The sequence below is a fragment of the Leptolyngbya sp. FACHB-8 genome (assembly GCF_014695575.1).
Classification (GTDB): domain Bacteria; phylum Cyanobacteriota; class Cyanobacteriia; order Elainellales; family Elainellaceae; genus Vacuolonema.
Genome location: NZ_JACJOO010000084.1, coordinates 73625 through 86619, shown reverse-complemented (window position 1 = coordinate 86619; position 12995 = coordinate 73625). Strand labels below are relative to the sequence as shown.

The following is a 12995-nucleotide window of genomic DNA, read 5'->3' as shown; positions in this document are numbered from 1 at the left end:
TCCTTTACAGGTTCGACGGCCTGGCAACAGGAGCAAATTAGAGCTTAGAGTTCGTAAACCCAGCTTGCAGAAACCCAGCCCTGGTCAGTTTCATACCAGCCACCGTAGTAGTCGTAGAACCGGACTACAGCACCGTTGCCATAGCCGCCAGTAACGGCATACCCCGAGCCTGGGCCTGAGCGAGCTACCAGTTCGCTACCGTTGGTGGAAATTCGAATAGAGCCGGAGCCACCGTCACCACCGGGATTGCCACCGCCACCGCCACCGCCGCCACCGCCGACGGTCCAAGTAGACGAAATCCAACCGCCGCCAGCGAGTTCATACCAACCGCCCGAATAATCTACAACAGTAACGCTGCTGCCATTCGAAATGTAGTCGATCGCAGCGTAACCTGTACCCGGACCAGAACGCACTGTCAATGGGCTACCGTTGGTGGAAATTGTGACCGTATTGGGGCCACCACCGCTGCCACCTTGTCCAGGGTCAGGGTCATAGCTGACCCCACCGAGAGCGGAGGCCGTCGCAGGGCCAACCACACCATCTACGGAGAGCCCGTTGTTCCGTTGAAAATTGATTACGGCTTGTCGTGTCGCAGAACCAAACACGCCATCTAATGGACCAACGCTGTATCCTAAACCATTCAGAACACTTTGAATTTCGTAGACGGCAGCACCGCGATCGCCGTACTCAGTATAGGCTTGAGCATCCGAGGGGGTAGTCAAAACCATAAACCCGGCGATCGCCCCTGCGGCTATCCCGAGCATGGCTGGATTGACTAAACCCATATCTTCTAGAGAGCGGACCTTCGGCGCTTCCGAGGGGTCTTCGTAGGCGGCAAAGGCATGAAGGAAAGCGAAATTTTCCATAGGTTCTTACCCACGCAAAAACAGATGAACAGAACCATCAGCCGATTTTGGTTAAAAATGGCTGAAAATGCTCTAAACCAGGGTTTTAGGGGACAACTCTGGTTGTGGCGATCAGTTTAGCCTACAATTCTACGGATTTGGCTGAGCTTAACGACAATTTGCTTTTCCTAAACCATTGTCGTAACTAACAGAAACCTCGTCTCCCGGTTTAGGATCTTTTGTAGATAGATGCGTTAACGTTACATCCTCCATTTGGGCGATATTGCCGCGCCAAACCTCATGGTTTTTATCGTCTTTACGGTCATAGCTTAGGTTCGCGGTGAGAGTTTGACTACTTTGGTGAGGTTTAAGATCAATGCGGTTGAATCCAGACTCTCGAGTGTAGTAAGCCGTGAAATCAAATTTATTCACAATCGTTCCAGCGCAGCTCATAGCTAAATTATTCTGATTTGGCTCCTGGCTGATGAAGCTGTCGTAGCCTCCGGCAAAGCCATCATAAAAGCCTTCCCGGTAGCCCCGGTCGTAACTCTCATTGCCGCTCGCCGAATCGGCTGGAAAAGCAAGTTCGGGGGTGTTTTCGCGCTTTTCCCGACGAAATGTTTCGCCGCTCTGAAAGCCTTCTTTGTAGCCCAGATCGTAGCCCTGCTGATATTGATCCGGCTGCTCAAGGCTCGAGGAGGCAACAGATTCGTCAGGGGGATCAACAGGAGAAGTCTTGCCAACTTCTTCGACGCTGACTGTGCTATCAGCTGCTACGACTTGCGTCAGACAGGTCCCGTCTAAATAGAAACGGGCATAAGTGGTGGAATCTTTAGAAATTGAATAGGTGCGGCTGCCGTCGTCATTTTCGGTCATGGCAACCGGTGCGGCATCGGTGAGCGTGTTTGCGTCTGGTTTTGGGCCGAAGGTGAGGTGGGGTTGCCCCTGTAGGGTTGTAACCTTTGCCAGGTAACCGGGGGTCTCACAGAGCATATTGGCAGGGGGGGGAGAAGCGGTCGCTGCTTCTGAGGTTTTAGAACCAGTTGCTATTAAGTCCGGCAGCCGATTACATCCCAGAAGCCCGAAACTTCCCAGGCTTAAATAAAAACCACTCCAGAACATCCAACTGAAACGGTTTTGTAGCTTGCTCACCGATGCCTCCCCGTCAATGGCAGTACTTGCCAAAGATTATAGGAACAACAGTTTATTTCAGCACAATTATTTAGACAGAACTTATACTTCTTTCTGATTGAATGAGGTAAGGGAGGGGTAAGAGATGAGCCCCATGCCCCTCTCTTACCTCATTCAATCGGGCAATGCTTGATGCGTTGATGTTATAGCAATGTGCAAGTGCGTTAAGTACAGCAACGGTGGTGTGGGGCACTTAGTGCCCCACACCACCGTACTTAATCAACCCGCACAGCGCTATATAGCCTGACAAAATCTGGTTAGGCTAGTTTACGGTTGAAAAACCGCACGAAGTGAGCCTTTTCAAGGTTCTGAAATGGATGGAATGCCGGGCGGATTATCTATAGGTTTGAAACTACCTGCCCAGGGCATCAGTACACAAAAATACCGCCTGATTCTTGTACATCTAAAACTTGACCGATCGCATCGCCAGTCAAATCATTACCGCTACCTGGCTTGAGGATGACCTCAATGGCGTTGTTTGACTGCACTCTGACATCAAATAAAAGGAGTGGAATGTTGCTATCCGTACTGGTTTGAATGGGGTTAATGCTAAGCAGGACGGAAGGATTGGTGAGTGTCAGGGTTGCCCGTGCGTTAGGGGCCAGAGTGTTGGGACTAGCGTTGGAAGTGTCGGTAAAGCCATAGTCCAAATCAATCCCGGTCTGGTTTAGGAGGGAGATTTGGACGGGAAAGCGAGGATTCTCGATACGGGCGACAGGTTCCCAAACAAAACGCTGGTTGGCTGTAGGAGCTGTGGTTTGAGTCTGAGCTTGGGCGGCTCCCTCTGTCACATGACCGAGCAGGAGAAAACCTCCCAGTAAGCCAGTCATGATGAAGTATTGATTGCGCATAGAGCTCCTTCCAAACACGTTCATCGAAACTTATTCGCGGCAATTCTGCAGGCTTCTCTAGGGGTAGACGCAGCGTACACGGCCAAAGTTTCATCTAACAATACTCTGGACAGTTTTTCTAAAACCCTTGCTTTTGCGTGCGCTTTGCGCACGCAAAAGCAAGGGTTTTAGAAAAACTGTCCGAACTAATGATCTAAGGATAGGGGAAGGTCAGGATAATTCGCAGATGCTGCTGGCTGCTTTCAGCACGAATGGAGCCGCCTAGCTTTTCTGTGAGCTTGCGCACCAGGGCCAGCCCTAGCCCTGTGCCTTCATGCTGCCAGGGATCGCTGCTGGGAATGCGATAGAACTGGCCGAAAATGCGATCGCACTCCTCCGGGGGCAAATCCACCCCCGAGTTGGCAAACACGAGCTGGAGCTGCTGGTCCACTAGCCGTCCTGAGATAAAGATGCCTTCCCCGGTGGGCGTATACTTACAGGCATTATTGAGCAGTTCCATCACAATCCGTTCCAGGTAAGCCAGGTCGGTTTCAAGCACCAGATCATCGTTGATGTCGATCTGGAGGATTTGCTCTTTACGAAGGATGCGATCGCGAAACGCCTCGGCAATGTGGAAAACCCACGGACGCAGATGAATCTGGAAGGGAATGATGGGTTCAATGTCGGAATTTAAGCGGGTCAAGTCAAGCAGATCATCAATGAGTCGAATCTCACGGTTGCAGGCATCTTTGAGGATATGGAAGTAGCGTTCTAGCGCTGGATCGTTACCATCTCCTAAAATATTGCGCTGAATCAGCCGCAACTCCACCATCTCCGTCGCCATTTTGATATTCGCCATGGGAGTTCGCAACTCATGGGAGACGGTGCTCAAAAAGTCGTCCTTTAACTGATTGAGACGTTCTAGCTCCCCGACTTGAGTTTGGGCCAGGTGATAGAGATGAGCCTGGCGCAGGGCGATCGCACACTGGCTTGCTACCTGCTGTACCAGTTGGAGCTCAACTTCCTCAAAGTATTGGTCAGCCGGTCTCACCAGCCACATATCCCCTAATACTCCCTGATCATCCATGATGGGGCAGATTAGCGTTGTGCAGGCATTCATACCCGGACGCACCGAGGTGTAGTTGAGGGGACAAACCTGCACGCTTTCGCGGTTGAGTAAATGGCGGTAATAAATATCAGGATCACCAGACTCAGCAATTGAAAACTGAGCATTTTGCAGAGCTTCGAGACCCGGATTATATTCCCACTTAATCGTGACTGTAGAGTGCTCAGGGTCATACATTCCTACATCACAGCACAGTACTCCCAACTCACGCCCCAAACCATCCACGGCTGTTTGGAGGATGTGTTGTTCATCAAGGTTGTCGCGCATCTGGGTGGTTAACTGACGTAGCAGGGCTTCAAAGCGTAGAGACTGCTCCAGGGCGAGGGTCCGCTCGTGCACCTGGTGTTCTAGCTCTGCGTTCAAGTGCTGAACCTGCTGGTAGAGCTCAGACTGTTGGATGGCGATCGCCAACCGCTCACAGAGTTGCTGCAAAAGCTCCACCTCAAAGGGTAGCCAGGTGCGAGCGTCAGAACATTGGTGAATGCAGAAGAGACCCCAGAGGCGATCACCGCAGAGAATGGGTATGACCAGGTGGGCTCGAATCTGGAATGGGGCCAGTAATCCTTGATGACAGGGGGATAACTGCTCCTGCAGCAAGTCTGAGACGGCATGGATTCGTCCCTGACGGTAGGGCTCGACTAACTCCGCCCGAAAGCAGGGGTCATAAACTGTGGTTCCGAGAACAGACTGCCAAGGTTCCTGAACAGATTCCACGACAATTTTCCCGCTCCAGTCAGGGTTAAAGCGGTAGATCAGCGTGCGATCGGCTTCCAGCAGTTGCTGTACTTCCTGAGCCGCCGTGGTCAGGACATCCTGTAGATTCAGGGATTTTCGGATTTGTTGGACTGTAGCGGTTAGCAAGCGTTCGCGTTCTTGCTGCTGTTTCACCAGCGCCTCAACTTGTTTGCGCTCTGTGATATCGATGGCCACGATGGTCAACAACCAGCCCTGGCGGTGCTCGTCGTATCGCACAACAGAATTTTCTGAAATCCATCGGATGGAGCCATCGCGGTGGCGAAAGCGGTACTCCATCGTAACTTCCGTACTGCCCGCCAGAATGCGCTCCGTGTTGGGGACCAGAACCTGCTCCATATCCTCCAGAAAAATCCGCGATCGCCACAGGTTTTGATCGGCTTGGATCTCAGCAGCGGTATACCCATACAATCGCTCACAGGTGGCCGAAACGTAGTCGTATTCCCAGGTGCGATCGGCATACAACCAGATGCGGGTGATATAAGCCGCAGAATTATTGAGGATATCCTCCAAATGCGCTTCAGCATCGTGCAAAGCAGCCTCAGCTTGTTTGCGCTCAGTAATGTCTTTAATGGTGCTCAGAATACACAGTTGCTGGTTAACCTCAACAATGTGAGCGGAAAGTAGCCCGACCCGTAACTCGCCCGATTGCATGCGCAAGGTCGCCTCGTAGTTACTCAGACGGCCTGACTCCTGAAGGGCCTCTAACATTTGTGTACGGGCCTCAGCCGTCTGCCAAAGATTCAGCTCAGGAATGCGCCGTCCAATCACGTCGTCACGCTGGTAGCCGGTAATCTGACAAAACTGCTCATTGACCTCAAATAGGCGATCGCCCTCCAATGTCGAGATAGTCATCGGCTCGGGATTCGCGTGGAAGGCTACGGAGAACAGCGTTTCACTCTGTCGCAAAGCCTCTTCGATCTGCTTTTGCGAGGTAATGTTTAAGCCTTCAGCCAGCAAAAACTCGATTTGTCCCGCCGGATTACGAATGGGTTTTAACGAAAAATCAATGGTGATAACGGAACGGTCAGGAGCCAGGATATTCGTCTCGTAGCGCACAGGCTCTCCGCTCGCTGCTGTGGCGATCGCCGCCAGCAAGCGATTCTGAATTTCGGAAGAAAGTTGCCAACAATCCAGTTCCACAAAGGGTCGTCCTATGAACTCTTGCGGTGTCAGTTGGCAAAAATCTAACGCCGTCTGGTTGTCAACCAGCAAGCGGCCATCCGGACTCAAGAGACTAGCCAATTGAATGGATTGCTCAAAGGCTGAGCGAAACCACCAATCGGTGTCAGGAGGTGTTGTGGGGGGCCTGGTTGTTGTAGCAGATGGCTGCAGGGAGGGCTGAGGTAGTGGTTGAGGCTCAACCGCAATCGACGTTTCACGCAAAATAATTAGATAGTGTTGCAGTGGGTCTGAGGGGTCAACCGCACTCACTCGATACATTACCCACTGACAGCGACCATCCACGCATCGAATCTGCCCTCGTCCGGATTGGGGAAGCTCCTGAGGCGTTCCTACCTGCCAGAGCAGGGGACTCTCCACAAACAACGTTTCTAGATTGTGCGGTCGTGAATCGTCAGAGGGCCAGCCAAATAACGCGTAGGCGGCGGGATTGGCTGCAATGCAGTGCCCTTCCTGGTCAACCAGCAGCATAGGATCAAAGGCTGTCTGAAAAAGAGCCAAAAATGAGCGATCGCTTGATAGTTGAGACGGCCTCTCCTGCATGCTTACCTGATACTATGCATCCCTAATAAGGTGATAGCTTTAGAGTTCCTCATCCTTATCTCAAATTGACTTTTTCAACGAAATTTTCAATAAAATTCTATGCAAGCTTATATTTACAATCAAAAACCTCAACGCTCCGGAGAGCATTGAGGTTTTGATATTAACGAATTAGAACCAGAAAAACTATTCGGCTGTTGCTAATTCAGTGCTACCCCGACGGGCACGGCGGGTCAACAAGTTGAAGAGTTGAACGCCGATTGCCTTGATCAGATTACCTTCCAGTTCCTTGAACATGATCATGTTCCGACCAAAGGCATCGTTAGCTTCTTCAACAATGCGATCGACGGTAGCTGCATCAACATCTACGCCATCGAGCCGCTCGCGGTACATTTTCTTGAAGGCTTTCTCGTCAGAAATGTTCTCAAACTCATAGAAGCGAGTGCCACCCTCGGTCAGGTTCATGGCATTCTGAGCAATCTTCTTGAGGATTTGCCCACCGGAGAGGTCACCCATATAACGGGTGTAGAGATGAGCAATCATCAGCTCAGGCGACTTCTCACCCACTTCATGAATCCGGGCGACGTAGTCTTTTGCAGCATCCGAAGGAGCTACTTGATCGCGCCAGTTGGAACCGAAATAGTAGGCCAAATCTTCTTCGAGGCTGGCTTTGCGGTTTAGTTCAGGGAAGTACAGGTTACCCAGAATGGGGTGATTCTGGTGTTTCTGCATTTCCTCCTCCATCGCAGAGTACACAAAGTAGAGGTTAGCAACCAGCTTGCGGTAGGACGTCGGCTCAACGGTCCCTTTCAAAAAACACGCGATAAATCCGGTGTTCTCCGCCATGGTATGGGCTTTTTTGGTTCCCTCGCGGAGTGCTGTTGATAAATTGCTGCTCATTCTAAAGTCCTGCTAAATGTCCAACTAAATGCGTCTACTGGGAAAGGAGTTCACTGGGGGTGCCAACGAAAACCGCGTATGTATCCTAAATTGCTACAGTAGACCCATTTGATGAGAGTTTCTATTAAAAATCGTTACGCCGTGGGAGGTATTCACAAAAGCTGATGAAGCCATGTGAAGCGCCAGACAAAAGGTAGAGAACAGGATACAGAAGGGACGAGAGGATAGGGGAACGAAAGGGCAGAGGTCGGAGGAGAGGAAGGGGCGGAAGCCAGCTTTCTGCTGAATGCTCAACGCCTAACCTGGAGAACTCTAATGAAACGCATGGCTGCTTTTCCTTGAGTCATCTACCTTCCTTCTTCTACCTGATCCTGCCGTTCCGTCTGCCCTCTGCTGACGACCTTATTTCTCTCTACTTAACAGCTTCTAGCAATCGGGAAAAATAGAACCGGGTCTTCGTCATGGTGTTGCGCTGAATCTTCCAGCCGCCAGCTTCAAGAACCTTAACAATGTCGGCTTCTTTGTGCAGGTAAGCGCGAGTGGTTTTGCTGGGGCCGGGAAAAAACTCACCAATCTTCTTGAGCAGACTATAGGCCGGAGTTTTGGGGGCAAAGCTCAGCAGTAGACGGGATTCCGCCAAGGAACTGAGGTGATTGATCATGCGGTTGGCTTCGTCTTGGGGATAGTGAATCAGCACATCCAGACAAACCACGGTGTGATACTTGCCACTCAGCCCTTCCAGGTCTTGAACCGCGAATGTGGGGTTGTCGGCTTGGCCGAGGGTGGCGATCGCCCGTTCCCGTCCCTCACTCACCATCTTCTCGGAAATATCGCTGGCAAACACCTTAGCGCCTTCTTGAGCGAGAGGAATGCTTAGGCTGCCCACACCGCATCCAGCGTCACAAACGGTGATCTCGGAGAGATTGCCATCAGCCTTCAGCCACTCCAGCACGGTGTCTACTGTGACCTGATGACCTTTGCGGATGTCGAGTTGCACTTTGTTAACTTCGCCATCGCCATAGATGCGCCGCCAGCGGTCGAACCCAGTGGCGTTGAAATAATCTCGAACAACGGTTTTATCGTCCAGGGCTGTCATAGGAAAATTGGGATGTGATGGAATTGGCGTTAAAAACTTTACTGAGCCCCGCCCATGCGAATCTCAGAGTAAAAAGCGGCTGTGGTGACGCCTTCTGGGGTCTTGAGAACGCGAGTCCGCAGGCGTAGATTGGGGCCTGCAAACCAGATACGCTCCTCAGCGGAGACGGAGTCAATGTCGGTAACCAGGGTCAGGGCTTCATCCTCACCCATGGTGTAATGGCCTGCGAGAACGGGGCTTCCGGTTTTGTCGGGGTTGGATTGCAGGATACGCCCTTGAGTGGGATTGGTGTCATCGGCGATCGCCACAACCACCGTCGAGCCTCGCTGTTTGTCAGGAGAGTGAGCCACAAATCCTTCCCAGCGAATTTGCATGCCGCCAAGGGCCGTTGCGGGGTTCACCTGCTGCTGCTGGCATAGTTGCACCACGGTTGGTGCATCGTTCTCAAGCCATTCGATGTAAATGTCGGATTTGCCGCTCTCAGGGGTCTGGGCGGTAGAGTGATGGTGAGTCCGCTGGGAAAACCATTTCCCGGTACTCTGTTGGAAGAATTCAGTAACGTTCATTTGGGTGGTTGGAGGAACCGCAAGTCTGACTTTGAACAGCTATTAACAGATTTTACGGTACCGTAACAACCGATTCACCTGTGATGCCTGTTTTGTTGGCAAAAGGGGTGTTGACCCCAGCAGCACTTGATCTGAATAATCGAGTGCTGCATAACGTGCGGTACTCGAAAACGCCCATTGTGGTCTACGTGAAGTACAGACCACAATGGGCACTGCAGCTTTTGCTGAACTGAGGTTTAATAGGGCTTCTTAATAGTGCGGAGAATGCATTGGGCGTCCAGGAGATGGCGATCGCGCTCCTCCAATACCTCACACTGATCCGCCACTTGAGCTAGATAGGGCTGGCCAATCGAGAGTTGGGCCAGTGCCGATTGCAGGGCTTCTGGATACTGACGAACCCAGCTCTTTTTCAGAGCCGATGGCTTGAATGCGTTATCGTCAACCAGCCAGTAATCAATGTTATAGGTTCGGATCACTTCCCCTAAGGCAATCGGGAGACGGGAGTATTGAGCCTCCATCAGGTCGATCGCCCTCTGGCGGATCTGGTTGCTGTAGCCGACATGGTACGGGATCGTGAACTCGCGTGAGACGACGACGGAGCGATGGCTGAAGGTGGGAATGGTGTCGGCGTCCCGTGATAGAGAAGCGATGCGGCTATCCTTGGGCTGCTCGGCCAGAAAGCCGTAGATTTTGGGTAGCCGCCCTTCGGTGTAATTCGTGTTGGGGACGGGAGAAAGGTAGAAAGGGTAGGCGAGGACGAGCAGGCTGACTAGAGTGATGGCCCCCCAACGCCATAAACTCTGGCGGCCCTGTAATGCTCTCAATGCCGCATCTAGTAGGATTCCCAGGCTACAGGCGGCTGCCAGGATGAGAGTAAAGCGCAGGGTATAGGCACTGTAACGGCTGGGCAGGTGGAGTCGGAAAAGGAGCAGATGCGCTGCCAGGAAGAGGGCGATCGCCACTGCAGGTAGCTGTACGAACACGTTAAGGTTTTGCAGCCGCCGTACCAGCGGAAACCGTTGGGGATAACGTAGCAGCAGGGGTAACAGCAACCCAAATCCCATGATGGGTGGCTTAAAAGTCGGCAAGAGACCACTCCGCATCCCGTTGATCCAAAAGGCAAAGGGTTCGTTGTTAAAAAAGACGCTGCGGCCACCCGGGTAGAACTCTGGCAGTTGTAAAGCTTCCTGGCGAGTGATGACGGGGCCGTATTCTGAGGTGCTGAGGACAAAGGGAAGGAGTACCAAAAAAGCCGCTACCAACCCTGATAGGCTTAATATCCATGTCCTTCGTTCCGGAGCCCAGCTCAATCTGCCATGCTGCCATTGCACCAGTTGCAGCACGAGCAGCCCCGAGAATACAAAGACATATTGTGGATAAAACAGACCCTGCAGCACCATTAATATAAGGCTCCAACCAATCTGCCGTTGCAGGAGCGCCTGCAGAAAGGCCAGAAAAATTGGCAGCATGAAAGCACGAGGGCTAGCAGAAGCCAAATCGTCATGCGACCAGATGAGTTGATTGGTTAGAAGCGCGGCCAACGCTCCTACGAAGGGAACGGGCAACAGCAGCAAACTGAGGCGATAGGCCAGGCCTGTTGTTATCAGTGCCAGCACGGGAGGAATGAGTTTGCTCAGCAGCAGCGGTGTTAGCCCCAGGCTCATCAACCCCCGGTAAAGCAGCGTATACGCCCAGGGGGCAACGGATTGAAAATAGTCGGCAATCAAATCATTCGGGAACAGGGTCGGATCAATGAACCGCCACATCCAGAAAACGTGCTGGCGAGCGTCATCCTGCACGATGTATGGGCTGCTGAAGGCTTCGTAGAGGACGGGGATGAGGTGGGCGATCGCGATCGCCATACTCACCCAAAACCACAGCCGCCGCTGAGCAACGGTGGGAACGTCCGTCGTTGGAATCAGCCAGGAGTGCAGTTGTTTTGCCAGCATTAGAAAGCGCCCAGGAAACGGTGAACCGGATTGCAACGGACACGATGTCCGCCCGATAACCTCGAAGATTCTATACCATCCTCATTGAGCTACATGCCGATCCTGGAGTGCAACCAGGATGTGCCGCCATGCCGCAGCGGCACATCCTGGTTGTATCGAAAGCGGGTGTGTAGCTGATTAAAGGAGATAGGCTTCCTGCATCCACACTCCCAGGTTATGTGCAGCATTTCTCAGTATGGGCCTCAAAGCCAAGAGTTCACGCCCGTAGGGCGTAAACTCTTGGCTTTGAGGCCCGAAAACCGCGCGCCGAAGGCGCGCGGTTTTCGGGCCTGATTTCAAAATGAGAATTGCTGGGTTATGTGATCTCCGGTTAAAGCAGCATCATGTGCAGGGGTGCGGCGCATAATGCTGCTCAACCGGATTTGCGATTAGTCATACAATACCTGGATAATTCCTGGAGTTCTTTCCCGATGCCTGCTCGTCCTCATCCCATTACGACCCGTCGCATCTGGCTGGGGATCTGCGGGGTGCTGCTGGTGCTCGGCATTTTCTTTCGGTTTTATCATCTGGGCTACAAGGTGTATTGGATTGACGAGGTGAATACAACCTTGCGATCGCTTGGCTACACGACTGCCCTGGTCGAAGACACCCTGCTTACTGGGAAACCTTTCACTGTTGCCGATCTCCAATCCTTCCAACAACTCAGCCCTGAGCGTGGCTGGGACGACACCTGGAATTCTCTACGTGGTTCAGCAGAGCATACTCCCCTCTACTTTTTGCTATCGCGGTGGTGGGTTGAGCGGTTTGGGTCAACCATCGTCGTTTGGCGTAGTCTGGCAGCGGTTTTGAGTCTGTTGACCTTTCCTGCTCTGTTCTGGTTGTGCTGGGAGCTGTTTCAAACTAGCCTGCCCGGATGGTTAGCAATAGGGTTAGTGGCGGTGTCTCCCCTACACGTGCTCTATGCCCAGGAAGCTCGCCCCTACAGTTTGTTGGCGTTGATGACGCTATTGTCGTGTGCCAGCCTGCTCTGGGGTATGCGAACGCAGCGCTGGCATAGCTGGATCGTTTATGGCATGACGATTGCTTTGGGACTATATACCCAATTGTTGTTTGGGTTGGTGGCGATCGCCCACACTCTCTACATCCTTTTAATGGAAGGTCGCCTGACCCAAACCGTGCGCCGCTTCAGTGTAGTGACGGCGGGAGCGATCGCCGCCTTCACGCCCTGGCTATTTCTCCTAGCCGCTAACCTCGCAACAGTACAGCGCAAGACCGCTTCTCTCAGCGAAGCCACGCCCTTCAGCAAACTGGTGGATGGCTGGTTTCGAGTGCTAAATCAGATGTTGATTGATTGGGAACTGGCAGGGTGGAATGTTGTGCTGGTGGTGGGTGCGATCGTCGCTACCGTTATCCTGATTCGCTATGCTCCCCGACGGGCCTGGTTGTTGCTGGTACTGGTGGGTGGCGTGTCATTTTTGGGATTGGCACTGCCGGATCTGGTAGTGGGAGGGGAGCGATCGCTGCGAGTCCGCTACTTATTCCCTACTGCTCTCAGCTTGCAGATTGCTCTGGCCTATAGTTTTTCTCGGTCTATCCCGGCTAAAACAACCTGGCAGCAATGGGGGCAGGGGTTGCTCGTTGTTCTTCTCGTCAGTCAAATTGCCAGTTGTGCTGTCACCTCTCAAAAAAACCTCTGGTGGAACAAAAGTCGTCCTCGCAGTACTTACTACCAACCGGTCTCCGCAATACTGAATCAAGCCACAAATCCACTAGTCCTGACAGAGAGCAAGGTTTCTGATTTGCTGGCCCTAAGCTACTGGTTGCGCCCCAACCTGATGCTTCAGGCAATCCCCTCTCCTGAAGCGATTGATATAAGTTCAAACAGCCATACCTTTTACTTATTAAATGGTTCTTCCGAAACTCAGGCGGCCCTGACACGCCAGGGGTACACCTTACTGTTGCTATACCCCTTAACTCCGGCGGCAGAAGTACGACTCTGGCAAATTCAACCTTAGAA

The 12995-nt window shown here is 52.3% G+C and carries 9 protein-coding genes; 1 reads left to right on the top strand and 8 read right to left on the bottom strand.

What is annotated here, in order from left to right:
• Positions 1–44 precede the first annotated feature (44 nt).
• From H6F91_RS23785 to H6F91_RS23750, 8 genes are all read right to left on the bottom strand, one after another.
• Positions 45–866, bottom strand: a complete 822-nt coding sequence (locus tag H6F91_RS23785) for a peptidoglycan-binding protein (RefSeq protein ID WP_190772724.1) — start codon at positions 864–866, stop codon at positions 45–47.
• A gap of 147 nt (positions 867–1013) precedes the next feature.
• Positions 1014–1997, bottom strand: coding sequence for a hypothetical protein (locus H6F91_RS23780; protein WP_206754967.1), 984 nt, complete (start codon positions 1995–1997; stop codon positions 1014–1016).
• Between the two features lie 407 nt (positions 1998–2404).
• Positions 2405–2887, bottom strand: a complete 483-nt coding sequence (locus H6F91_RS23775; RefSeq protein ID WP_190772726.1) for a hypothetical protein — start codon at positions 2885–2887, stop codon at positions 2405–2407.
• 193 nt (positions 2888–3080) lie between these two features.
• Positions 3081–6470 carry a PAS domain S-box protein gene (locus H6F91_RS23770; RefSeq protein ID WP_190772727.1) on the bottom strand — a complete coding sequence of 1130 codons (3390 nt, stop codon included), beginning with the start codon at positions 6468–6470 and terminating at the stop codon, positions 3081–3083.
• A 183-nt stretch (positions 6471–6653) separates the two neighbouring features.
• Entirely contained in the window at positions 6654–7367 is a 714-nt protein-coding gene (locus H6F91_RS23765) for a heme oxygenase (biliverdin-producing) (protein ID WP_190772728.1), read from the bottom strand.
• A gap of 412 nt (positions 7368–7779) precedes the next feature.
• Positions 7780–8463 (bottom strand): magnesium protoporphyrin IX methyltransferase, encoded by a 684-nt coding sequence (bchM, locus tag H6F91_RS23760; RefSeq protein WP_190772729.1) that lies wholly within the window; start codon positions 8461–8463, stop codon positions 7780–7782.
• 38 nt (positions 8464–8501) lie between these two features.
• Positions 8502–9029: a phycobiliprotein lyase gene (locus H6F91_RS23755; RefSeq protein WP_190772730.1), complete on the bottom strand. Its 528-nt coding sequence runs from the start codon at positions 9027–9029 to the stop codon at positions 8502–8504.
• A gap of 236 nt (positions 9030–9265) precedes the next feature.
• Positions 9266–10978, bottom strand: coding sequence for a hypothetical protein (locus tag H6F91_RS23750; protein ID WP_190772731.1), 1713 nt, complete (start codon positions 10976–10978; stop codon positions 9266–9268).
• Positions 10979–11448: 470 nt separating this feature from the next.
• On the opposite strand from H6F91_RS23750, the gene H6F91_RS23745 reads away from it, so the two are divergent.
• The gene (locus H6F91_RS23745) at positions 11449–12993 is read left to right on the top strand and encodes a glycosyltransferase family 39 protein (protein ID WP_190772732.1); all 1545 of its coding nucleotides are present in this window, start codon (positions 11449–11451) and stop codon (positions 12991–12993) included.
• Positions 12994–12995 lie beyond the last annotated feature (2 nt).